Raw genomic sequence first — 23,825 nt, 5'->3', positions numbered from 1 at the left:
CATTAAGAGGACATAAGTCCTATCAACACATAAGAATGAAGCATTTCATGAAATGATGCAAAGGAGTGCAAGCGATGGATTTCCGAAGAGAAGATGAAGAGAAAAATATGATTCATCAAGAAAAAACACAGCAAGAGAATGAGGAACAAATAGACCAACCACAAAAAAAGGAAGAACTCGTTTTTCACCATCATGAAGACGAAGCATCTGCATCTCAGGAGAGTGTGACAAATCGATCTCCTCAAATGATGGATGACCGTGCTTTTAAAAAGGAAAAAAAACGGAAGGCTGCATGGCTGAGCCCGATTCTTGGAGGGATTATTGGCGGAGGTCTTGTGCTTGGCATTACGCCGCTTTTACCGAAGTCACAGGACACAGCTGCAAACACTCACCAAACAGCGTCAAGTGAACCGGCTGCCTCTGATAATTTCTCAACAAAACAAATTACCAAAGCGACGAATGTAGCTGATATGGTAGAAGATTTAGAGCCGACCATTGTAGGGGTTTCAAACTATCAATCTACACAAAACTCGTTCGGTCTAAGCGGGGATTCAACAGAAGCTGAAGCTGGAGCTGGTTCCGGTGTTATCTTTAAAAAGGATGGCAAAAAGGCGTACATTATTACAAATAACCACGTGGTCGAGGGTGCCAATAAATTAAAGGTCACGCTTTATGACGGAAAAACAAAAGATGCGAAGCTTGTCGGCAGTGACGTGATGACAGATTTAGCTGTTGTCGAAATCAACGCTGACGGCATTGATAAAGTGGCAAGCTTTGGTGATTCGTCTAAGCTTCGTGCTGGAGACAAAGTCATCGCTATCGGGAACCCGCTCGGTGCGCAGTTCTCTGGTACTGTGACAGAAGGAATTATTAGTGGTCTCGATCGTTCAGTTGAAACCAATACATCATCTGGTACTGTTGAGATGAATGTGCTTCAAACGGATGCAGCCATTAACCCAGGAAACAGTGGAGGTCCACTGATCAATACGGACGGTCAAGTCATTGGCATCAATAGCTTGAAAATTAGCGAAAGCGGTGTGGAGTCACTTGGATTCGCGATCCCAAGTAACGATGTGAAACCGATTGTAGATGAGCTATTGAAAAACGGGAAAGTGGAACGTCCTTACCTTGGTGTACAAATGATTGACCTTGAACAAGTGCCTGAAACGTATCAGAAAAATACGCTCGGATTATTTGATAAACAAATCGGCAAAGGCATCTACGTAAAAGATGTGTCAAAAGGATCACCTGCACAAAAGGCAGGTTTGAAGTCTGGAGATATTATCATCAAGTTCAAAGGGAAAGATGTTGCGAACAGCTCACAGCTGAAAGAAATTCTTTACAAAGAAACAAAAATCGGCGATAAAACCACTATGACCGTCATCCGTGAAGGGAAGAACAAGAATCTAGATATTACCCTTGGACAATCTGATAACGAATAAATGAAAACAGGTGGATGAGAGGTCCACCTGTTTTTTGTGCTCATTTTTTTGATAAGAGCGTACGTAAAATGATTTTTTCCCACAAGTTCCAAGGCAAGAGCCGCTTTGCTGTGAATGAAAGACGTACGCCTTTTCCAACAAGAAATCTGAGTTGTTTCAACTGTTTTTTCTCTGCAAGTGTGACAACAAGCTCAGCGACCTCACGGGGATCTCCAAAATTTGATTTTTGAGCATCTGTATAGGCCATCATCTTTTGGTAAATGCTTGTGTATCTAGATCCTTCCGCTGGCTGAGTCATTTGCTCGTTTATGGAGGTGTTCCATATATTTGTTTGGAAAGAGCCAGGCTCAATCAAGGCAGTCTGTATACCAAACGGAGCCAGTTCAATCCGCAAACTCTCTGTATAGCCCTCCAAAGCAAACTTAGACGATACATATGGAGAAAGTGCTGGCATCCCCATTAACCCGCTGATGCTGCTCATATTCAATATTTTTGAACCACTTGTCATAAACGGAAGAACCGTTTGTGTCAATTCCATCACACCAAAGACGTTCACTTCGAACTGCTGCCGGTACATGTCCACGGAAACCTCTTCAGCAAAACCAGCATAGGCTGTCCCCGCATTGTTCACAAGTAAGGTGATCGGTGCGTAGGCGTCCAGCTTTTTCTTTAATGCTTCTATCGACTGTGTGGCCGTCACATCTAACGATTCGATATGTATATTTTTAGATAAGGAGGCTTGCTCTATCTCCTTTGCGAGCTTTTTGGCGTTGGCTTCCTGCCTGACACATGCAATCACTTTATAGCCTTGCTCGGCGAGGCGCATCGTGATGAGTTTTCCAAAGCCGCTATTGGCACCAGTCACAATGGCTGTTTTTTTCATCATTCGTTTCTCCATCCTTTTTGTTTTCATTTACCATAACACACTGTTTAGATGAATAACGAAAAGAAGCTTGGTGAAGAATAAAAAACGATGATATAATTATAGGAGGAAACACATGATGTGTTGGAAGAAGGCGGGACTGCTAGGGGTGCTGCTCTTTATGCTGTCTGGCTGTCAATCAATCGAACCGTTACAACATACTGGCGAAGCAGAGAGTCTGTCAGCTGTTCAAATGAAGGAGCTGCCTATCCAGCATCTGCACCTGCATGTTCAATATGGACAGAAAAATGAATTATACGAAGCCACCTACAGTCAGGCGAGCGGAAAAGAAGAAGCATTCATTCGAGATCACATGAATGGTTTCAGGTATGAAGGAGAAGAAGCATTGCGGGAGATGAAGATGAAGCTGAATGATATGTCTATTCCTAGTGCGAAGCTTAGTGGAACGTATGTAAACGAATTATTAGCTGCTTTTAATTTGGATGATGATTATCAGCGGATTCAGGTCGATATGAAGCTCGAAGATGGGACAATACGTACATTCGAGAAGAAGAAGTAAACGAGTTTTCTCATTTTTCAATTGAAAATGATTTTCAAGTTCACTTAAATCTGATACACTGAATTGAGATAAGTGATCTTTGACGTCTATACATAAGCAATATTCATGATAAAAAATAAGAATGAGAAAAGGAGCGTTTGAGCGGAATGAGTGCCATTTCTACTGAAGGTTTAAGCTTAGGCTACGGAGAAACAATAATTATAGATGAACTAAATGTATCAATCCCTAAGGGTGAAATCTCAGTATTTATTGGCAGCAATGGATGCGGTAAATCCACGCTACTTCGCTCTTTGGCCCGTCTCATGAACCCAATGGGTGGTTCTGTCCTGCTTGAAGGTCATTCTATTGCAAAATTACCAACAAAGGAAGTAGCAAAACAGCTCGCGATTCTCCCACAAGGACCAGAAGCGCCAGAAGGATTAACGGTGCATCAGCTCGTAAAGCAAGGTCGATATCCTTATCAAAATTGGCTGAAACAGTGGTCGAAGCAAGACGAAGAAGCAGTGAATCGCGCACTAAAGTCAACAAAGATGGAAGAACTCGCTGATCGAACGGTTGATTCATTATCAGGTGGACAAAGGCAGCGCGCCTGGATTGCGATGACGTTAGCGCAGGAGACGGATATTATCCTGTTAGATGAGCCGACGACGTATTTAGACATGACGCATCAAATTGAAATTCTTGACCTTCTTTTTGATTTAAATGAAAAAGAGCAGCGCACGATTGTGATGGTTCTTCATGATCTCAATCTCGCATGCAGATATGCTCATCATCTTGTAGCGATTAAAGACAAGACGATTTATGCAGAAGGAAGACCGGAAACCGTCATTAACTGTGATCTCGTGAAAAATGTCTTTGATATGAATTGTCAGGTGACAACAGATCCTTTATTCGGAACACCATTATGTATTCCGCACGGTCGAGGACGCTGCATTGTGCAACAGGCGCAAGCCGAGACATTTCTTGCTGCAAGATAATTGTATGTCAAAAGCCTGACATCTGTCACTCACAGAGTCAGGCTTTTTTCTTAAAAAGGGAGACGGAAGATCCCCGAACTAGATGAAGAGCTTGAGGGTTTGCTGGGGAAACAACCGAGGCGCTCAAAAAAGATGTGAAGCAGTGCAGTGGGTCATCTATTCTCATATTTGCCAAAAGCATGCCGCATTTAGCCAGGTATTTTAACGACACGTATCCAGAGGCATAAGAAGAGATCAAGAAACCATACAGCGGATCAAAACGCTGAATGAAGCTCATCGAGACAATAAAGACCGCTAAAAAACTGCCAGTATGATGCTGGCAGTTTTTCTTTATGACATGTGTGATGATCCGTATGGAGATTGATCTGTCAGCGTTTGCTGGAATTTCTGGTGTGCCTGCTGGAGCTTTTGCTGCTCAGCCGCTTCAACAGAGTACCAACCATATTTGAACATGACATCATATAAATGTCTTTGTGTTTTCTGTGTTTCCAGCGCAATTCGCTGAATATCCTGGTAAAGAGATTCGTGACTGAATTCATTAAGCGCTGTGTTATATCCGTTTGTCATATATTTTTCAGTCGACAGTAGATCTGTGATAAAATCACGATCATTCATGTTTGTTGTCGTTGGAACCGGGGTCTGTGGATTCCCGATTTTTTGTTGGTTTTGCTGTTCCATGTCCTTTTCCTCCTATTGCATAAAGCCAGTAGACTGGCCTTGCCCTGAGCTGCCTAAATGCTGAAGAATTTGTGTGTAATGCTGATGGTGCATTTGGCCAACCTGATTCAATTCTTGCTTCAATGTTTCGTCCTTGCAATGCTCGGCCATAAAGTGCGCCTTTTTCATGGCGATCAAATTCCAGTTTAGCATATCCACTAAGTATAAGGAATCCTTCACTGAAATCACCTGTGGGGGCATATTCATTTGCTGGTTGTTCAAGATGTATTCCTCCTTACGATTTTGTTTCCTTACTGATTCTTTTTATATTGCTGATTTTGACTGGTCTTTTTCCCTCCTAGGTCTGCTTCCTGTGATGGACCTGCGTTTCCTTTGACACTTGCAGCACTTACGCCTGCTTTAGATGGGTTTTTCTTCAAACGAGACATGTGGATATCACCTCCATTCTTACAATGCCCTCTCGTTTTTAATTCATACGCTGCAAAGTCAGACCCATGAGATGTGTAAATTTTTGAAATCTGCTATTGAACTGTTTCGGAAAATCTTTTAAGATAAAGAAAGAGGCATTGTTTTTTTTTGGACAAAAAATGAATGACTGTTCATTCAAAAAGTTTAGGGGGATATTTATGGGCAAACATATTCGAAAGGCGGCTGTCATTGGTTCAGGTGTCATGGGCTCAGGCATTGCTGCGCATCTAGCCAATATCGGAATACCAGTAACATTGCTAGATATTGTGCCAAATGAACTGACAAAGGAAGAAACGGCAAAAAATCTAACGCTTGATTACCCTATTGTTCGAAATAGATTAAGTCAAGAAGCGATGAAAAAATTGTTAAAGCAAAAGCCAGCACCTCTTACTTCAGCAAAAAACTTATCATACATCACACCCGGAAATCTCACAGATCACCTTTCCTTATTACAGGATGCTGACTGGATCATTGAAGTCGTTACTGAAAAGCTCAGCATTAAACAACACGTATTCTCTCTCATCGACGAGTACCGCAAAGAAGGCAGTATCATATCAAGCAATACATCTGGTATTTCTGTAGAAAAAATGGCAGAAGGTCGATCAGATGATTTTAAGCGCCACTTTCTAGGCACTCATTTTTTTAACCCAGCTCGATATTTAAAGCTCTTAGAAATGATTCCTATTCAAGAAACAGATCCAGAAGTACTTACATTTATGAAAACGTTTGGTGAGGAAGTACTCGGGAAGGGCGTTGTTGAAGCGAAAGATACGCCGAACTTTATTGCCAACCGTATTGGTACTTATGGACTTCTTGTCACAGTGCGTGAAATGCTTGAGAACAAATATACAATCGGGGAAGTTGATTCTGTTACAGGTCCATTGATTGGCAGACCGAAAAGTGCTACCTTCCGTACACTTGATGTCGTAGGACTCGACACGTTTTCACATGTTGCCCGCAACGTATATGAACAAGGAGAAGGAAAGGAGAAAGATATTTTCAAGCTGCCTGAGTTTATTGAGAGAATGCTCGAAAAAGGGTGGATTGGGAGCAAGGCAGGACAAGGTTTTTATCAAAAAAATGGGAAGACCATTTTAGAGCTGGACCCGGTGACGCTCACATACGGAGAGCGGACGAAGATGAAGGATCCAGGCATTGAGATTGCCAAGCAGCAAAAGGGGACAAAAGCAAAATTAAAAGCACTTATTTATCAAGATGGCCGTGCAGGGCAATTGCTCTGGAACATGACGGCGCCTGTGCTTCTTTATTCGGCTCATCTAAAAGACGAAATTGCGGATGATATCGAGTCCATCGATAACGCAATGAAATGGGGATTTGGTTGGCAGCATGGTCCATTTGAGTTATGGGATGCGATTGGTGTCAAAAAAGCCGTCAGTCGAATAGAAGCAGAAGGACACAGCATCCCAGCATGGGTGCAAAATATGTTGTCAGAAGGACATGAAACATTCTATCAAGAGAATGCCGAAGGAGAGCGAGCCTTTTATCAGAATGGGGCTTATGAACAGAAGAAAGGAAACGAGAAAAATATTTCTCTAGCCAGATTGAAAAAGAAACAAGGTGTCATTTTCAAAAATACAGGTGCAAGCTTCATTGATATCGGTAATGATGTCGCCTTGCTTGAATTCCATTCTAAGAGCAATGCGATTGGACTAGATGTCATTGATATGATCAATCGTGCTGTAGATGAAACGGAAAAGAATTATAAAGGGCTTGTCATCGGAAACCAAGGGAAAAACTTCTGTGTTGGCGCAAACCTTGCCATGATTTTAATGGAAGCGCAGGACGATAATTTCTTTGAAATTGACTTTGTGATTCGCCGATTCCAGCAGGCGATGATGAAGGTGAAATATAGTGAGCGTCCAGTCGTTGTTGCACCGTTTGGTATGACGTTAGGAGGCGGGACGGAGCTTTGTCTGCCGGCAGCGGCTATACAAGCGTCCAGTGAAACGTACATGGGACTTGTTGAAGCGGGGGTCGGATTGATTCCTGGCGGCGGAGGAAACAAAGAATTATATCTTCGCCACCTACAAGGAGCGACTAAGCCGTCTGCGACGGCTATACAAGATGCCACGCTGCAAACCTTTGAAACGATTGCCATGGCCAAAGTATCAACATCAGCAGAAGAAGCTCGTGATATGAAGATGCTACGTGCAAGTGATCGGATGAGCATGAACGGTGATCATGTAATCTATGATGCGAAACAACTGGTTCTTTCTCTTGATGAAGCGGGCTATCGTGCGCCGCTCAAGCAAAAGGTGCCAGTCATGGGGGAAACAGGCTATGCAGCGATGATATTAGCTGCTGAAAATATGAGACTGTCTGGATACATTTCAGAGCATGACATGACCATTGCAAAAAAATTGGCCTATGTCATTTCTGGCGGAAAACTGCCATTTGGTACAGAGGTGGATGAACAATATTTATTAGAGCTTGAAAGAGAAGCCTTTTTAAGTCTTGTAGGAGAAGTGAAATCACAGGCACGCATGCAGCACATGCTCGTCAAAGGAAAACCTTTACGTAACTAGGGGGGAGTCAAAATGAGAGAAGCAGTCATTGTAGCTGGCGCAAGAACACCAGTAGGAAAGGCCAAAAAAGGATCATTAAAAACCGTTCGACCTGATGATATGGGCGCATTGTGTGTGAAAGAAACATTAAAGCGTGCCGGTGATTATGATGGGGAAATTGATGATCTAATTATCGGGTGTGCAACACCAGAAGCAGAGCAAGGATTAAATGTTGCCCGGAATATTGGTGCATTAGCAGGGCTGCCTTATACCGTTCCTGCCATCACCATTAACCGCTACTGTTCGTCCGGTCTTCAGTCTATCGCTTACGCTGGTGAACGGATTATGCTGGGGCAAGCAGAAACCGTTTTAGCCGGAGGAGTCGAATCTATGTCACAGGTGCCGATGATGGGACATTCCATTCGCCCAAATGCACTTTTGGCAGAGCAAGCGCCTGAATACTACATGAGCATGGGGCACACGGCGGAGCAAGTGGCACAAAAGTATCAGGTTACCCGGCAAGATCAAGATGCCTTTGCGGTGAGAAGTCATCAAAAGGCAGCAAAGGCATTACAGGAAGGGAAATTTTCAGATGAAATTGTGCCTGTTGATGTGACGGAAACACGGGTAGGAGAGCAGTATCAATTAGAAGAACATCTATTTACGTTCTCACAGGATGAAGGCGTGAGAGCTGGCACAACAGAGGAAATCCTCTCAACCTTACGTCCCGCTTTCTCAACAAAAGGCACAGTGACCGCAGGAAACTCCTCACAAACAAGTGATGGTGCGGCGTGTGTAATGATGATGGATCGTGAAAAAGCGTCCTCTCTTTCTCTTCAGCCGCTCGCTAAGTTTAGAGCGTTTGCTGTTGGCGGTGTACCACCTGAGGTCATGGGAATTGGTCCGGTTGAAGCCATTCCGCGTGCGTTGAAAATCGCTGGACTTGAGCTTAAGGACATTGGGCTATTTGAATTAAACGAAGCCTTTGCCTCTCAGGCCATACAAGTCATTCGCCATTTAGGGATAGATGAAGAGAAGGTGAATGTCAATGGAGGGGCGATTGCGTTAGGACACCCGTTAGGCTGTACAGGAACGAAACTAACGCTGTCACTCATTCATGAAATGAAACGACGAAACGAGCAATTTGGCATTGTAACGATGTGTATTGGTGGAGGAATGGGAGCCGCAGGCATTTTTGAATTGATCTAAAGGGGGAATTCAGGATGAAAGCAATGGAAGATGTAAAAAAGGGTGGCAGTTTCTTAATTGATGAGACGAATTATGAGCATATCTTTACGCCGGAGGATTTCTCTGATGAGCATCAGATGATAGGGAAGACAACAGAGGATTACATTTTACAAGATGTTGTCCCGCACATAGAACAAATTGAAAATCATGAATTCGAGCATTCTGTTCGGCTCTTAAAAAAAGCTGGAGAGCTTGGACTACTTGGGGCTGACGTTCCAGAGGAATTCGGAGGACTTGGGTTAGATAAGATTAGCTCAGCCATCATTACTGAAAAATTCGCAAGGGCAGGTAGCTTCTCTCTTTCCTATGGCGCCCATGTTGGCATCGGTTCTCTGCCAATTGTGTTGTTTGGAAATCAAGAACAAAAGGAAACGTACTTGCCTGGGCTCGCCTCTGGAGAAACCATTGCGGCGTACGCACTGACAGAGCCAGGATCAGGGTCTGACGCACTTGGGGCAAAAACAACTGCTTTACTGAATGAAGCTGGAACACATTATGTCCTTAATGGAGAAAAGCAGTGGATCACGAACTCCGCTTTTGCAGATGTCTTTGTCGTTTATGCTAAGATTGACGGAGAACACTTCTCTGCTTTTATCGTAGAAAAGGATTTTCCAGGTGTCAAAACTGGACCAGAGGAGAAAAAGATGGGTATTAAGGGATCATCGACGAGAACATTAATTCTGGAAGATGCCCAAGTACCGAAAGAGAATTTACTTGGTGAAGCCGGAAGAGGGCATGTCATTGCCTTTAACATTTTGAATATTGGTCGTTACAAGCTGGCGGTCGGCACTATAGGTGCTTCAAAACGAGTCATTCAATTATCAGCAGAATATGCCAACCAGCGTAAGCAGTTCAAAACGCCTATTTCTCAATTTAGCTTAATTGGTGAAAAAGCAGCCAACATGTCAGCAAAGCTGTATGCCATGGAAAGTGCTGTTTACCGCACAGTGGGCTTGTTTGAACAGCGGATGGGTCTATTAAGTGAAGAGGAGCAAAAGGATGGGAAACAAATTGCGCAATCTATTGCTGAATATGCAATTGAATGCTCTCTCTGTAAAGTGCTTGGCTCCGAAACATTAGATTATATTGTGGATGAAGGAGTGCAGATACACGGTGGATATGGATTCATGCAAGAATACGAGGTCGAAAGAGCCTATCGTGACTCAAGAATTAATCGTATTTTTGAAGGAACAAATGAAATCAACCGTTTGCTTGTGCCAGGCACATTCTTGAAGAAAGCGATGAAAGGGGAGCTTCCTCTTCTTCAAAAAGCTCAAACCTTGCAGGAAGAGCTCATGATGATGATGCCGGAAGAGCCGGGTGATCAGCCGCTCGATCAAGAAAAATATTTGCTCGTCCATGCGAAAAAGATTGCCTTGATGGTGGCAGGTATGGCAACGATGAAGTACGGGAAAGCGCTAGAAAAGGAGCAAGAAATACTTGTGAATATAGCGGATATCGTGAATGAAATGTTTGCTGCTGAATCAGCGATCTTACGTACAGAAAAGGCAATCGCTACATCAGGTTCAGAAAAGAACGCTCAAAAGCTAGCCTACACACAAATTTTTACACAGGAAGCCTTTTTAAAGATTGAAGCAAATGCAAAAGAATCCTTGATCGCCATGGAGGAAGGGGATTCACTCCGCATGAGCCTGTCAGCTCTTCGCAAGCTGACAAGATTCACCCCGATCAATGTCATCGCCAAAAAGCGTGAGGTGGCTAAACGTATCTTTGAAGCAGAGAAATATTTCGTATAAAAAACGATTTGAAGGTGCGGATACAACTCCGCACCTTTTTGTAAGCATACATTTAGGTTTTTAAAATATTTTGTGATAAAATGTTGTCACAATTTGCAGGAGGTGATAATGGTGGCTTTAGATTTTTACGAATACCCAACTTGTGGTACATGCCGAAAAGCAAAAAAGTGGCTTGAAGAACACAATAAAGACATCAACAGCATACATATCGTCGAAGAGACGCCTGATAAAGAAACACTAAAAGTACTTTACGAAAAAAGCGGTTTAGAGTTGAAGAAATTCTTTAACACAAGCGGACAAACTTACCGAGAGTTACAGCTGAAAGATAAACTTCCTGCAATGTCAGAGGACGAGCAGCTAGAATTACTTGCGTCTAACGGAATGCTGATTAAGCGTCCGATTACAACAGAAGGTAAACGAGTAACAGTTGGATTTAATGAAGATACATTTAAAAGCGTCTGGAAATGATGTAACTTTCATTCAGATTGTGGTATCTTCAATATAGGCGGAAACAATAGACTGGAGGGTATTGAATGAGCACACCAAAAGATTTACGTTATTCAGAAGAACATGAATGGGTCAAGGTAGAAGGAGATAAGGTTCGTATCGGTATTACGCATTTCGCTCAATCTGAGCTAGGCGATATCGTTTTCGTTGAGCTTCCTGAAGTAGGAGACAAAATCACAGCGGACGAGCCTTTCGGAAGTGTAGAATCAGTGAAAACTGTTTCTGAACTATACGCACCGATCAACGGCACAATCGTCGAAGTAAACGATCAACTAGATGACAGCCCAGAATTCGTAAACGACTCTCCATACGAACAAGCATGGATGATTGTTGTTGAACCAGCTGATGCATCTGAAATCGAGAGCTTAATGACAGCTGAGCAATATGAAGCAATGACAAAAGAAGACTAATTTTTGTGAAATTGGACACTCTACCTTTATGGGGGGTGTCCAATTTGTCCTTTCAAAAAGAACAGGTGGATATAACAGAGCATGTCACTGGGCGATTCAAAGAAGGTGGCATGATGCTTTACTATCTAAATGAAGAGATTGGCACGATGATTAGTGAAAATCAATATGAGTTAAAATCGGGTTATTCCTATGATCAAAATCGCTTTTATCGTCTGTCCGATACATTGACCCATGGAACTGAAAAATATGTAGACTGTGACGATGAAAATGGCTGGTGCTAATCACAGGTTAGGCTGCAGTGAGTACATGCTGCAGTCTTTTTAGTGACCAAGTGCCCAATCTTTACAACCTGAATGAAAGATTGTAATCTAAGGAAGAAGTGAATCAACGTCAAAAGGGCCGGGTGATCGTGATGAATGTCGAGATAGAAAAGGTCATCATAGTAGAAGGTAAATCGGACAAACAAAAGCTAAAAGAAGTCATAAGTGAACCTGTTACCATCATTTGCACCAATGGCACCATCAGTACATCCAAGCTGGATCAGCTTGTGGACGATTTATTAGGGAAAGACGTTTACATATTAGCAGACAGTGACGATGCTGGGGACAAACTGCGGAAGCAATTTCGAAAAGAATTCCCTGAAGCACTTCATCTTTTTGTCGACAGAACGTACCGCGAAGTGGCCGCTTCACCGTCAGCCCACATTGCATCTATCCTATTAGCTGCAAACATTGATGTTCATTCCAAATATTTATGAGGTTGGACGTATATGAAAGAGATTAAAGAGCATGCATTCAAGGAAATAGAGGACGATTTATTTCTTTTGTACTTATATACACCATTTTGCGGAACATGCCAACTGGCAAAGAAAATGCTGTCAGTAGTAGACGCGATGCAGCCGAATGTTCCATTTTACGAGAACAATTTAAACTATTCACCAAGTTTTGCGAAAGCATTTGAGATCGAAAGTGTACCTTGCTATCTTCTGTTTAAAAAGGGTGAGATCGTACAAAAAGGCTATGCCTTTCACTCAGTTCCATATCTTCATGAAATGATTGAAACCGCTAAATAAAGCGGTTTTTTGTCATATTTCAAGCAATTCATTTGAAAATTTGTCGAGCTATTTATAAAGGACAAGCCGATGTTAGTAGAGAAATGTTATGTACAACCAAATGACAGGGAGGTTATACATGTGGAAAATGTGAAAGCCCATGGAAACACAAAGCAGCAATTATTGTTAAAGCCGCTGCTCCCATCATCATCCTTGAAGATTACATTTGAGGCGGAAACTGACTCTTGTACACTGATTGTGGATGAACGTGGTGAAGTGAAGAAACTGCCTGCAATTGAGTTATCGGATCTCATCTTTTATGGTGAGAGAAAAGAAATTCTTCAATTATTAGATGGTGATCTGTCGTTACAGCAGCTGATTAGCCGGGGACAAGTCAAGGTGAAAGGCTCATTCCGCGCGCTGCTTAGACTAGAGGCCGTGCTTTGGCTGACGAACGGTTTTTTCAGAAAGATGATAACGTAGTCGTTTACTTGGAAATTAGTGATTTACAGCGTTGACATATCTGAGATAGCATGATATTCTACGTTAGTAAAAACATGAACATCACATAAAAACAACATATTTTCTCTTATTAAGAGAGGTGGAGGGACGTGCCCTATGAAACCCGGCAACCATCAGCATAGCTGAAATGGTGCCAATTCACTCAAAGCCGCAACGCTTTGAAAGATGAGAGAAAGGCGTATTTGAAATAAAAGGCCTTTCTGCTTGCGTTGCAGTTAGGTCTTTTTTACTGACCTGACGTCAAGCTGAGTCATGACAGTAAGAAGAATAAATGAACAATGTGATGGCAACCTATAGATTCAGCAAGAAAGCAGGTGAACAGACTGTGATCCATTTACAGAATGTATCTAAAACGTATCATTCAAAAAGCGGAAATGTTAATGCCGTGAAAGACGTCAACTTGGATATCGATAAAGGTGAAATATTCGGAATTATCGGGTATAGCGGGGCAGGGAAAAGCTCCCTTATTCGCCTACTAAACGGTCTGGAGCTGCCAACAGAAGGGATTGTTGAAGTGGCAGGCAATCGGATCAATGAAGTATCGAATGCGAAACTTCGTAAAGCAAGACAGGAAATTAGCATGATCTTCCAGCACTTTAACCTACTCTGGTCGAGAACAGTGCGACAAAATATTATGTTCCCCCTTGAGATTGCAGGTGTACCGACGTTAAAACGGAGAGCCCGTGCAAATGAACTGATTAAATTGGTCGGTTTAGAAGGAAAAGAAAATGCTTATCCTTCTCAGCTAAGTGGTGGACAAAAGCAGCGTGTAGGTATTGCGAGAGCATTAGCGAATGACCCCAAAGTTCTTCTTTGTGACGAAGCAACGTCTGCGCTTGATCCGCAAACAACAGATTCGATCCTTGAGCTTTTGGCCGATATCAATAAACGATTAGGGCTAACAATTGTGCTGATCACACACGAAATGCATGTCATTCGCAAAATCTGTCATCGTGTGGCAGTGATGGAAAATGGACGCATTGTCGAAGAAGGCGAAGTATTACCCGTCTTCAGACAGCCGAAGGAAGAAATGACGAAGCGATTTGTGAAACAGCTTGCTGAACCAGAGGAAGCGAAAGAAACAATCGAGCACGTCTTAGAGCGAGTGAAAGAAGGTCAGGTAGTACGGTTGTCCTTTATCGGCGATTCTGCGGAACAGCCACTGATCACTGAAATCATTCGATCTTTCAAGGTCGAAGTGAACATCTTGCAAGGAAAGATTTCTCAAACGCAGGAAGGCGCGTTTGGAACTCTCTTTATCCATATGAATGGAGATGAGAACGAGGTTGAAAAAGCCATCGCCTATATCCAGAGCAAACAGGTTGAAATCGAGGTGATGACACATGTTTGAGAGATGGTTTCTGAAAGTTGACCTAGATGTCATTTGGAATGCAACGGGTGAAACGGTTTATATGACGCTCATTTCACTAGCATTTGCTTTTGTCATCGGTATCATCCTTGGACTATTGCTATTTCTAACTAGCAAAGGCGGCCTTTGGGAAAATAAACCGATAAATGCTGTCATCGGTGCAGTCGTCAACATTTTCAGATCGATTCCTTTTATCATTTTGATCATTCTTTTATTAGGGTTTACAAAACTAATTATGGGTACTATTTTAGGTCCAAATGCAGCACTACCAGCCCTTGTCATTGGGTCAGCTCCTTTCTATGCACGTCTCGTCGAAATTGCACTTCGTGAAGTAGACAAAGGAGTCATTGAAGCAGCACGATCCATGGGGGCTAAAACGTCTACGATTATTTTCAAAGTATTGCTTCCAGAATCACTGCCAGCTCTCATTTCAGGCATTACCGTGACAGCTATTGCTCTTATTGGCTCTACTGCAATCGCAGGTGCAATTGGGGCAGGCGGACTTGGTGACCTCGCGTATGTGGAAGGATACCAATCTGGTAACACAGATGTCACACTTGTAGCCACTATATTTATTCTCATCATCGTCTTTATTATTCAAATAATCGGTGATTTGATTACAAACAAAATTGATAAACGTTAAGGGAGGATTTATTCATGAAGAAATTGATTTTAAGTGGACTATTTCTAGCATTTGCAGGCATTTTAGCTGCATGCGGTTCATCTAATAACGCAAGTGAAAGCAAAACCATCACGGTTGCAGCTTCAAAAACACCACATGCCGAGATTCTTGAAGAAGCAAAACCACTTCTGAAAGAAAAAGGCTACGATCTAAAAGTGAAAGTACTTAGCGATTATAAAATGTACAACAAAGCGTTAGCTGAAAAAGAAGTGGATGCGAACTTTTTCCAACATACCCCTTACTTAAACGAAGAAAATAAATCAAACAAAGATTATAACCTAGTGAGTGCGGGTGATGTTCACCTTGAGCCTTTCGGTATCTATTCTAAGAAATACAAATCAGTGAAGGATATTCCAAACGGCGGCACAATCATCATGACAAACAATGTGGCTGAGCAAGGACGTATGCTTGCACTTTTACAAAATGCTGGTGTCATCAAGCTTGATCCAAAAGTTGATACAATCAACACAACAGTGAAGAACATTAAAGAAAACCCTAAGAACCTAAAATTCAAAAAAATCGCTCCTGAACTAACAGCCAAAGCTTATGAAAACAGTGAAGGCGATGCCGTGTTTATTAACGTAAACTATGCGATTCAAAATAAATTGAATCCGAAAAAAGATTCAATTGAACTTGAGCAAACAAAGAACAATCCGTATGCAAATATCGTTGCTGTTCGCAAAGGTGATGAAAATTCAGATAAGATTAAGACATTAATGGAAGTTCTTCACTCGAATAACATCAAAGAATTCATCGACAAAAAATATGACGGTGCAGTTTTGCCTGTATCTGAATAAATAGCTTAAAACCTCCATTATTGAAAATGGAGGTTTTATTTTGACAATCAATTATCAGGATCAAAGGAAATGCAAATGTATAAATTTGAATGATTGATAAATACTTGAGGGGAGGAAGTTATAAAAAGGAGAGAAATAAATGCATACTTCAAGAGATATTGACTTAAAGCTTAAACAGGGATTTCGCACGCTATTTCCAAAATACGCTCAAAAGCTAGAGAAAGCAACATCTCAAGCCGAAATAAATCAATTACATACTTTATTTATCAAAGAGCAACAGCAAGAATTAGCAAATGTGTTAGGCAAGGAGTTGAAGGATGCACAAAATCAATGTTCCATAGCATTGACCATCAGTCAATATGAAAGTTTGATTAATGCTCAAGGGGACGATATAAAAAAACAACTCCAATATTTAATTGATGGCCTTCAAAAGTTGAAAGCATTGGAAAAAAGAGATGATTCATGTGTTGTTATGGCACAAATGCTTTTGGCAGGAGTATTAGGAATTGGACAAAAGTCCATTGATGGTGCAATGGAGTATATAGCAAAAAACAGTAATCCTTCCAAAAAAGATGAATTATTGGTCACACCTGAGTTGATAGATGCTTACATTGCTCTTGCAGGGATTAGTAGTGCAACAGTTGCTTATGTTATAGCAATAGTTAGTCTTGTTGTAGTGATCATACTTATTCCAATCATTCATTATTTTATTGAAAAGGATGCAAAAGCGCTTATATTTTTGATAAATGAATTAGATAAACCACTTTCGTTTTATGGCGATTATAATGTTCATGGGAATGGAACGCTTTATACATCGACTATTCAAAATGGATTATATGTCCCAAATATAGGAAGGTATGCTGTTGGAGGTTTCTTTGCCACTGAAAAGGCAAGTGGTGCTTTAATAGGAACACAGTATGGTTTTACTATGACACTCGGGGGTACCACAAAACTTTCATTTGGAGTAGAGTGTCCGCTCACTTCTTTATATACAGATAATAACTGCTACTGTGCAATTAATGAGGACGCCAATAATGTTGCCGAGTTAACCTCTAAAAAAAATCAACAATACTGGGTAAGTAAACAAAACGGTATTGGCATTAGTATAAGGTGTCATTCAGTAAGTGGATCAGTTGCTTATTATATAGCCCGAGCTTATCAAGTTTAATTTGTTCTAATAGATTGGGATCAGAGTGATGATGTAAAAACCTCTATTAGTTGAAAATAGAGGTTTTTTGTGTATTTTTTCAAATCTCGCTCATAATAAAAACGTACAAATGACCTGAAGGGATGGAATCAAGATGAACGAACAGCATATGAGCAGCTCAATGCAGCAATCACTCACGGATTATAAAACCGCAATGGGTGAATTTCAGAAGAAAATGCCGGTGTTTGGGAAGAAATTCAATGAATTTACGGAGCAGTGTTTCCAGAGCGATTCATTAACACAAAAAGAAAAACAAATGATTGCCCTTGGCATTAGCATTCATGCACAAGATGAATACTGCATGATTTATCATACAAAGGGAGCGCTCGATCAAGGAGCGACAGAAGAGAATTTACTGGAGGTCGTTAGTGTGGCGGCAGCATTCGGCGGCGGGGCAGCACTTAGCCAAGGCATTACTGTCGTTCAGCAATGTATTGATGAATTTGGAGGACAGACGCATTAAGAGAAGAAAAACATGGTATTTTTTTATATAAGAGAGTTGAGTGCTTCTCATCCGAGTGTGTGAGAAAATATGCCAGCATAACACGTCATATCCCTTTTGAGTGAAGTTGCATGCCTTTGATAAAATAAAGCTACACTAAAAGAAGGGAATGGTTTATTATTTGTTCTGACCAGAGTACACTGGGATTGGATTATACCGCCGAGATGGAAAAGGCCATGCATCAATCTCATGGCATGAGCTATGCAGAGTACGAAAGAGACCATGACTTACGAATGGAAGTTGAATATAAACGAGAGCAGTCCTATCGAGATGAGAAAAGGCAGCTCGCAAAAATGAATATACGAGGCTATTAATAGCTAAGGGGCGGGGAGAACAGTTTCCCGCCCTTTCTTTATGAAAACAGTCTTTTCGATATAAATCCTTTTATCCACCTGCATTTTTTGTTAGAATTTTGAGAGCATCCTCTCACGCTTGTTGTGAATGTGTTGTATTTACTTTTAATTTGTTATAAGATTAGAATGAGAATAAATTGAGAATAATGATTATTTTGGAGGTATCGATATATGACTGCTTCGACATTAACAATTAAGGACTTGCACGTTGAGATTGAAGGGAAAGAAATCTTAAAGGGTGTAAACCTCGAGATAAAAGGTGGAGAATTCCACGCAGTAATGGGACCAAACGGTACAGGTAAATCAACTTTATCTGCTGCCATCATGGGTCATCCTAAATATGAAGTAACAAAAGGAAGCATTTTGCTTGATGGAAAAGATGTACTTGAAATGGAAGTAGATGAGCGCGCACAAGCGGGTCTTTTTCTTGCCATGCAATACCCATCTGAAATCAGTGGTGTCACAAATGCGGATTTCCTTCGTTCTGCTATTAACGCACGCAGAGGAGAAGGCGATGAAATCTCTCTTATGAAATTCATCCGCAAAATGGACGAAAACATGGAGTTCCTTGAAATGGACCCTGATATGGCACAGCGCTATCTAAACGAAGGTTTCTCAGGCGGGGAGAAAAAACGTAACGAAATTCTTCAATTGATGATGATTGAACCAAAGATCGCCATCCTTGACGAAATCGATTCTGGTCTTGATATCGATGCCCTAAAAGTTGTTTCTAAAGGAATTAATAAAATGCGTGGCGAAAGCTTCGGCTGCTTAATGATCACCCACTATCAGCGTCTACTGAACTACATTACACCAGATCATGTCCATGTGATGATGCAAGGACGTATTGTGAAATCTGGCGGACCAGAGCTTGCACAGCGTTTAGAAGCAGAAGGCTATGACTGGATTAAAAAAGAGTTAGGAATTGAAGACGAAACTGTTGGTCAAGAAGCGTAAGCGTTAGGAGGATTATTGATGACATTAGAAACGAAATTATCAGTAGATCAAGATTATGTCAAAAGCTTCTCCGAGAAGCATCAGGAACCGGCATGGATGAGCTCCCTTCGCTTACAGGCTCTTGAAAAAGCAGAAGACCTCCCAATGCCAAAGCCTGACAAAACGAATATTTCAAAATGGAATTTAACAAATTTCAAAAAGCATACAGTCGAAAGTGCGCCATTTGGATCACTAGAAGAGCTTCCAGAAGAAGTGAAATCTCTGATTGATTTAGAGGACACGGATAAGACAGTCTACATTCAGCGTGATCAAACGCCAGCATACTTGTCTCTTTCAGCAGAAGCTAAAGACAAAGGCGTGATCTTCACTGATATTCATACAGCAATTCGTGAGCATGGAGATTTAGTGAAGAAATATTTCATGACAGATGCAGTGAAAGTGGAGGAGCATAAACTAACAGCTTTACATGCTGCTTTAGTCAATGGCGGAGCTTTCCTCTATGTACCGAAAAATGTAGAGCTTGAAGCACCAATTCAAGCCGTCTATCTTCATGAAAAAGACGAAACAACCTTGTTTAACCATGTCATCGTCGCAGCAGACGATCATAGTGCTGTGACATATGTAGAAAACTATATTAGTACTGCAAAGCCGGAAGAATCGATCTTCAACATCGTTGCTGAAGTGTTCACAGGAGCGAATGCTTGCGTCACATACGGTGCAGTAGATAACCTTGCAGAAGGTGTAACAGTCTATGTGAACAGACGCGGTATGGCAAATGGCCGTGATAGTAAAATCGAATGGGCGCTTGGCCTCATGAATGATGGAGACACAGTGTCTGAAAACATCACAAAGCTAATGGGTGACGGCACATTCGGTGATACGAAATCAGTTGTTGTCGGCAGGGGCAATCAAACGGAAAACTTTACAACAAGCATCATCCACTTCGGTAAAAACTCAGAAGGGTATATTTTGAAGCATGGTGTCATGAAGGACCAAGCATCCTCTATCTTTAACGGAATTGGCAAAATCGAGCATGGCGCAACAAAGTCAAATGCCGAGCAGGAATCACGTGTTCTCATGCTGAGCGAGAAAGCACGCGGAGACGCAAACCCCATTCTCTTAATTGATGAAGATGATGTAACAGCAGGACACGCAGCATCTGTTGGGCGTGTAGATCCAATTCAATTGTATTACCTCATGAGCCGCGGGATTTCCAAAGAAGATGCAGAAAGACTTGTCATTTATGGATTCTTAAATCCAGTTGTCAAAGAACTGCCGATTGAAGGAGTTAAAAAGCAGCTCATTTCTGTGATTGAAAGGAAAGTAAAATAATGAATATCAAAGACGTTCGTGAGCAGTTTCCAATCCTTCATCAGCAAGTGAACGGACATGATTTGGTGTATTTGGACAGTGCAGCGACTTCTCAAAAACCAAGAGTCGTCATTGATACAATGAATGAGTATTACCGGTCTTACAACTCGAACGTCCACCGGGGAGTTCATACCCTTGGTACGAAAGCAACGGACGCATACGAGGGTGCAAGAGAGAAAGTTCGTGCATTCATTGGTGCTTCTTCTGTCCAGGAGATTATTTTTACTAGAGGAACAACAACGGCACTGAACACAGTGGCGATTGGCTATGCAAGAGCAAACCTCAAAGAGGGCGATGAAATTGTCATTACGTATATGGAGCATCATGCGAATATCATCCCTTGGCAGCAAGCAGCGAAAGCAACTGGAGCCACATTAAAATATATTCCGTTACAGGAAGACGGCACGCTATCGCTTGAAAATGTGAAGCAAACAATCACACATCAAACGAAAATTGTCGCTGTCACACATGTCTCAAACGTACTAGGAACCATCAACCCAATTAAAGACATCGCCAAAATTGCTCACGATCACGGTGCAATTATTGTCGTCGACGGTGCGCAAAGTACCCCGCACATGCAAATTAATGTTCAAGATATGGATTGTGACTTTTTCGCATTCTCTGGGCATAAAATGTGTGGACCGACTGGCATCGGTGTGCTTTACGGGAAGAAGGATCTTTTGAATAATATGGAGCCTGCTGAGTTTGGCGGTGAAATGATCGATTTTGTGGATCTGTATGATTCCACTTGGAAAGAGCTGCCGTGGAAATTTGAAGCGGGAACACCGATTATTGCAGGAGCAGTTGGACTAGGAAAAGCGATCGATTTCTTAAATGAAATCGGTATGGACGAAGTCAGCCGCTACGAGCATCAGCTTGCCACTTACGCGCTTGAGCGCTTTAAGGAGCTTGAAGGTGCGACTGTTTATGGGCCGGAGCATCGAGCTGGACTTGTGACGTTTAATTTAGACGACGTCCATCCACATGATGCGTCAACAGTTCTGGATACAGAAGGTGTCGCCATTCGTGCTGGACACCACTGTGCACAGCCTCTCATGAAATGGCTTGGTGTATCAGCGACTGCAAGAGCAAGCTTCTATCTTTACAATACAGAACAAGAGATTGACCAACTGATTGCAGCGCTCCGTAAGACAAAGGAGTATTTTACGAATGTCTTTTAATGTAAACTTAGACACACTGTACAGACAAGTGATTATGGATCATTATAAAAATCCGAGAAACAAAGGTGTACTAAACGACAGCATTGTCGTCGATATGAACAACCCAACGTGTGGTGACCGCATTCGTCTAACGATGAAAATCGAAGACCAAAAAGTCACTGATGCGAAATTTGAGGGAGAAGGATGCTCGATTTCCATGGCATCTGCCTCTATGATGACGCAGGCGATTAAAGGGAAAGGTATTGAAACAGCTTTGAAAATGTCTCAGATTTTCTCTGATATAATGCAAGGAAAAGAATACGACGATTCCATTGATCTTGGTGACATTGAGGCGCTACAGGGAGTGGCAAAATTCCCAGCCCGCATTAAATGTGCAACATTATCCTGGAAGGCGCTTGAAAAAGGCGCATCTGCCGAAGATAACGGCAAATCATAAGATTGGAGTGAAAATGGATGGCTAAAAAAATGCCAGATGTTGGTGAATATAAATACGGCTTTTCTGATAAAGACGTTTCCATTTTCCGTTCAGAGCGCGGACTGACAAAAGAAATCGTTGAAGAAATATCTCGTATGAAGGAAGAGCCTCAGTGGATGCTCGACTTCCGTTTGAAATCTCTTGAGCACTTTTACAACATGCCGATGCCACAATGGGGCGGAGATTTAAATGCATTAAATTTTGATGAAATTACGTACTACGTAAAGCCATCAGAGCGCTCTGAGCGTTCTTGGGATGAAGTACCGGAAGAAATCAAACAAACCTTTGATAAGCTTGGAATCCCAGAAGCAGAGCAAAAGTATTTAGCGGGTGTATCTGCTCAGTATGAATCTGAAGTTGTATATCACAACATGAAGCAAGACCTTGAAGATCTAGGAATTGTGTTTAAAGATACAGACAGCGCATTAAAAGAAAACGAAGACATCTTCCGTGAACACTGGGCAAAAGTCATTCCTCCGACTGATAACAAATTTGCTGCGCTGAACTCGGCTGTATGGTCTGGTGGTTCATTTATCTACGTACCAAAGGGCGTAAAAGTAGATACACCACTTCAAGCATACTTCCGTATCAACTCTGAAAACATGGGTCAGTTCGAGCGTACGCTGATCATCGTGGATGAAGGCGCACATGTGCATTACGTAGAAGGCTGTACAGCACCAGTGTACACAACAAACTCACTTCACAGTGCGGTGGTTGAGATCATCGTGAAAAAAGGCGGCTACTGCCGTTATACAACGATTCAAAACTGGGCAAACAACGTCTTCAACCTTGTCACGAAACGGACGGTATGTGAAGAGAATGCGACAATGGAATGGATTGATGGAAACATCGGTTCTAAGCTGACAATGAAATACCCAGCGGTGATCCTAAAAGGTGAAGGCGCTCGTGGGATGACATTAAGTATTGCCCTAGCAGGTAAAGGTCAGCACCAAGATGCAGGTGCGAAAATGATCCACCTTGCACCAAACACATCTTCAACAATCGTATCGAAATCGATTTCAAAACAAGGCGGTAAAGTCACATACCGTGGAATCGTACACTTCGGACGCAAAGCCGAGGGTGCACGCTCAAACATCGAGTGTGATACACTCATCATGGATAACAAATCAACATCTGATACCATTCCTTACAATGAAATCTTAAACGACAACATTTCATTAGAGCACGAAGCGAAGGTATCGAAAGTATCAGAAGAACAACTATTCTACTTGATGAGCCGCGGAATTTCTGAAGAAGAAGCAACAGAAATGATTGTCATGGGCTTCATCGAGCCATTCACAAAAGAACTGCCAATGGAATACGCCGTTGAAATGAACCGCTTGATTAAGTTCGAGATGGAAGGCAGTATAGGTTAACCGTTGATTTACCGGGGATTTAAGGTGCTTGAATGATACATTTATGCTAAGCACCCACAAAACACCCACAACATTTAATTACTGAACATGCCGCAGATACATTTCCATTGCTTGGTTCCTCAATTTTTTGGAGATAAGTGTCTGCGGTTGTTTTTATACTAGAATGCCCTAACCGTTCTGATTTAATATTCACGACTGCTTCTAAAAGGTGTACAGCATGGCTATTACGGACCAAAAACAGGCGGATGCGGTCAAGCGGTTCCAGATGATGCATGGGTTTGTTGCTGACGGCATTTATGGTTCACAGACAAAGGCAAAACTTGAAGCTCTGTTAATGTAACAAAATCGTTTTTGAGATATTTTAAATTCTTTTATGACACAGTAAAAATAAACCCCCGAAATGGGGGTTTATCAGACCGTAGACAAACCCCACCTTTACTTCAAGTAAAAGTGGGGTTTTCACTTATTTTGATAAAATTTATCAGTTGTCTTACGCTGGACATGGTCCTTTCCATGTCCAGTTTGCTA

General features: G+C 41.9%; 27 protein-coding genes, 1 pseudogene and 1 riboswitch. Of the genes and pseudogenes, 24 read left to right on the top strand and 4 right to left on the bottom strand.

Features of this window, described 5'->3' with window-relative positions; translation table 11 throughout:
• Positions 1-74 precede the first annotated feature (74 nt).
• Positions 75-1,442 (top strand): S1C family serine protease, encoded by a 1,368-nt coding sequence (locus LC033_RS09310; RefSeq protein ID WP_226567981.1) that lies wholly within the window; start codon positions 75-77, stop codon positions 1,440-1,442.
• 40 nt (positions 1,443-1,482) lie between these two features.
• On the opposite strand, the gene LC033_RS09305 is transcribed toward LC033_RS09310, so the two are convergent.
• Positions 1,483-2,328, bottom strand: a complete 846-nt coding sequence (locus LC033_RS09305) for an SDR family oxidoreductase (protein WP_226567980.1) — start codon at positions 2,326-2,328, stop codon at positions 1,483-1,485.
• Positions 2,329-2,443: 115 nt separating this feature from the next.
• On the opposite strand from LC033_RS09305, the gene LC033_RS09300 reads away from it, so the two are divergent.
• Entirely contained in the window at positions 2,444-2,884 is a 441-nt protein-coding gene (locus LC033_RS09300) for a YusW family protein (RefSeq protein WP_226568025.1), read from the top strand.
• 146 nt (positions 2,885-3,030) lie between these two features.
• Positions 3,031-3,861 (top strand): ABC transporter ATP-binding protein, encoded by an 831-nt coding sequence (locus LC033_RS09295; RefSeq protein ID WP_226567979.1) that lies wholly within the window; start codon positions 3,031-3,033, stop codon positions 3,859-3,861.
• A 330-nt stretch (positions 3,862-4,191) separates the two neighbouring features.
• On the opposite strand, the gene LC033_RS09285 is transcribed toward LC033_RS09295, so the two are convergent.
• Genes LC033_RS09285 through LC033_RS09275 form a run of 3 tightly spaced genes read right to left on the bottom strand, consistent with a single transcriptional unit; the run spans position 4,192 to position 4,967 of the window.
• Entirely contained in the window at positions 4,192-4,539 is a 348-nt protein-coding gene (locus tag LC033_RS09285) for a spore coat protein (RefSeq protein ID WP_226567978.1), read from the bottom strand.
• A 12-nt stretch (positions 4,540-4,551) separates the two neighbouring features.
• Entirely contained in the window at positions 4,552-4,803 is a 252-nt protein-coding gene (locus LC033_RS09280) for a hypothetical protein (RefSeq protein WP_226568023.1), read from the bottom strand.
• Between the two features lie 26 nt (positions 4,804-4,829).
• Positions 4,830-4,967, bottom strand: coding sequence for a YuzL family protein (locus tag LC033_RS09275; RefSeq protein WP_003212904.1), 138 nt, complete (start codon positions 4,965-4,967; stop codon positions 4,830-4,832).
• Between the two features lie 198 nt (positions 4,968-5,165).
• On the opposite strand from LC033_RS09275, the gene LC033_RS09270 reads away from it, so the two are divergent.
• From LC033_RS09270 to LC033_RS09170, 21 genes and pseudogenes are all read left to right on the top strand, one after another.
• Positions 5,166-7,553 carry a 3-hydroxyacyl-CoA dehydrogenase/enoyl-CoA hydratase family protein gene (locus LC033_RS09270; RefSeq protein ID WP_226567977.1) on the top strand — a complete coding sequence of 796 codons (2,388 nt, stop codon included), beginning with the start codon at positions 5,166-5,168 and terminating at the stop codon, positions 7,551-7,553.
• A 12-nt stretch (positions 7,554-7,565) separates the two neighbouring features.
• Positions 7,566-8,741: an acetyl-CoA C-acetyltransferase gene (locus tag LC033_RS09265; protein ID WP_226567976.1), complete on the top strand. Its 1,176-nt coding sequence runs from the start codon at positions 7,566-7,568 to the stop codon at positions 8,739-8,741.
• Positions 8,742-8,755: 14 nt separating this feature from the next.
• A complete protein-coding gene (locus LC033_RS09260; RefSeq protein ID WP_226567975.1) occupies positions 8,756-10,537 on the top strand; it encodes an acyl-CoA dehydrogenase FadE in 1,782 nt (593 codons plus the stop codon).
• 111 nt (positions 10,538-10,648) lie between these two features.
• Complete coding sequence (locus LC033_RS09255; protein ID WP_226568022.1) at positions 10,649-11,005, top strand: arsenate reductase family protein; 357 nt, start codon at positions 10,649-10,651, stop codon at positions 11,003-11,005.
• A 65-nt stretch (positions 11,006-11,070) separates the two neighbouring features.
• Complete coding sequence (gene gcvH / locus LC033_RS09250; protein WP_226567974.1) at positions 11,071-11,454, top strand: glycine cleavage system protein GcvH; 384 nt, start codon at positions 11,071-11,073, stop codon at positions 11,452-11,454.
• A 44-nt stretch (positions 11,455-11,498) separates the two neighbouring features.
• Positions 11,499-11,735, top strand: a complete 237-nt coding sequence (locus tag LC033_RS09245; RefSeq protein WP_226567973.1) for a YusG family protein — start codon at positions 11,499-11,501, stop codon at positions 11,733-11,735.
• Positions 11,736-11,866: 131 nt separating this feature from the next.
• Positions 11,867-12,211, top strand: a complete 345-nt coding sequence (locus LC033_RS09240; protein ID WP_034317449.1) for a ribonuclease M5 — start codon at positions 11,867-11,869, stop codon at positions 12,209-12,211.
• A gap of 12 nt (positions 12,212-12,223) precedes the next feature.
• Positions 12,224-12,526, top strand: coding sequence for a thioredoxin family protein (locus tag LC033_RS09235; RefSeq protein WP_226567972.1), 303 nt, complete (start codon positions 12,224-12,226; stop codon positions 12,524-12,526).
• Between the two features lie 120 nt (positions 12,527-12,646).
• Positions 12,647-12,988, top strand: a complete 342-nt coding sequence (locus LC033_RS09230) for an SCP2 sterol-binding domain-containing protein (RefSeq protein ID WP_226567971.1) — start codon at positions 12,647-12,649, stop codon at positions 12,986-12,988.
• A 103-nt stretch (positions 12,989-13,091) separates the two neighbouring features.
• A riboswitch (SAM riboswitch) is annotated at positions 13,092-13,199 on the top strand.
• Positions 13,200-13,352: 153 nt separating this feature from the next.
• Positions 13,353-14,378 carry a methionine ABC transporter ATP-binding protein MetN gene (locus LC033_RS09225; protein WP_226568021.1) on the top strand — a complete coding sequence of 342 codons (1,026 nt, stop codon included), beginning with the start codon at positions 13,353-13,355 and terminating at the stop codon, positions 14,376-14,378.
• Positions 14,371-15,039: a methionine ABC transporter permease MetP gene (locus tag LC033_RS09220; RefSeq protein ID WP_226567970.1), complete on the top strand. Its 669-nt coding sequence runs from the start codon at positions 14,371-14,373 to the stop codon at positions 15,037-15,039. Before LC033_RS09225 ends, LC033_RS09220 begins: the two co-directional genes overlap by 8 nt.
• A 14-nt stretch (positions 15,040-15,053) precedes the next feature.
• Positions 15,054-15,875: a methionine ABC transporter substrate-binding lipoprotein MetQ gene (metQ, locus tag LC033_RS09215; RefSeq protein ID WP_226567969.1), complete on the top strand. Its 822-nt coding sequence runs from the start codon at positions 15,054-15,056 to the stop codon at positions 15,873-15,875.
• A 139-nt stretch (positions 15,876-16,014) separates the two neighbouring features.
• Positions 16,015-17,043, top strand: a complete 1,029-nt coding sequence (locus LC033_RS09210) for a hypothetical protein (RefSeq protein ID WP_226567968.1) — start codon at positions 16,015-16,017, stop codon at positions 17,041-17,043.
• 148 nt (positions 17,044-17,191) lie between these two features.
• Complete coding sequence (locus LC033_RS09205; protein ID WP_376776433.1) at positions 17,192-17,545, top strand: carboxymuconolactone decarboxylase family protein; 354 nt, start codon at positions 17,192-17,194, stop codon at positions 17,543-17,545.
• A gap of 215 nt (positions 17,546-17,760) precedes the next feature.
• Positions 17,761-17,898 (top strand): YuzK family famiily protein, encoded by a 138-nt coding sequence (locus LC033_RS09200; RefSeq protein WP_226567966.1) that lies wholly within the window; start codon positions 17,761-17,763, stop codon positions 17,896-17,898.
• 210 nt (positions 17,899-18,108) lie between these two features.
• The gene (sufC, locus tag LC033_RS09195) at positions 18,109-18,894 is read left to right on the top strand and encodes a Fe-S cluster assembly ATPase SufC (protein ID WP_226567965.1); all 786 of its coding nucleotides are present in this window, start codon (positions 18,109-18,111) and stop codon (positions 18,892-18,894) included.
• 18 nt (positions 18,895-18,912) lie between these two features.
• On the top strand, positions 18,913-20,226 hold the full coding sequence (gene sufD, locus LC033_RS09190) for a Fe-S cluster assembly protein SufD (protein ID WP_226567964.1): 1,314 nt from the start codon (positions 18,913-18,915) through the stop codon (positions 20,224-20,226).
• A complete protein-coding gene (locus tag LC033_RS09185; RefSeq protein WP_226567963.1) occupies positions 20,226-21,446 on the top strand; it encodes a cysteine desulfurase in 1,221 nt (406 codons plus the stop codon). The genes sufD and LC033_RS09185 overlap by 1 nt, the downstream gene beginning before the upstream one ends.
• The gene (sufU, locus tag LC033_RS09180) at positions 21,436-21,882 is read left to right on the top strand and encodes a Fe-S cluster assembly sulfur transfer protein SufU (protein ID WP_226567962.1); all 447 of its coding nucleotides are present in this window, start codon (positions 21,436-21,438) and stop codon (positions 21,880-21,882) included. The genes LC033_RS09185 and sufU overlap by 11 nt, the downstream gene beginning before the upstream one ends.
• 17 nt (positions 21,883-21,899) lie before the next feature.
• Entirely contained in the window at positions 21,900-23,297 is a 1,398-nt protein-coding gene (sufB, locus tag LC033_RS09175; protein WP_007500362.1) for a Fe-S cluster assembly protein SufB, read from the top strand.
• 219 nt (positions 23,298-23,516) lie between these two features.
• Positions 23,517-23,637: pseudogene (locus tag LC033_RS09170) on the top strand (peptidoglycan-binding domain-containing protein); the annotation flags it as partial.
• Positions 23,638-23,825: the final 188 nt, after the last annotated feature.

The sequence above is a fragment of the Bacillus stratosphericus genome (assembly GCF_020524495.1).
Classification (GTDB): Bacteria; Bacillota; Bacilli; order Bacillales; family Bacillaceae; genus Bacillus; species Bacillus stratosphericus_B.
This window is presented reverse-complemented; position numbering and strand designations above follow the sequence as displayed.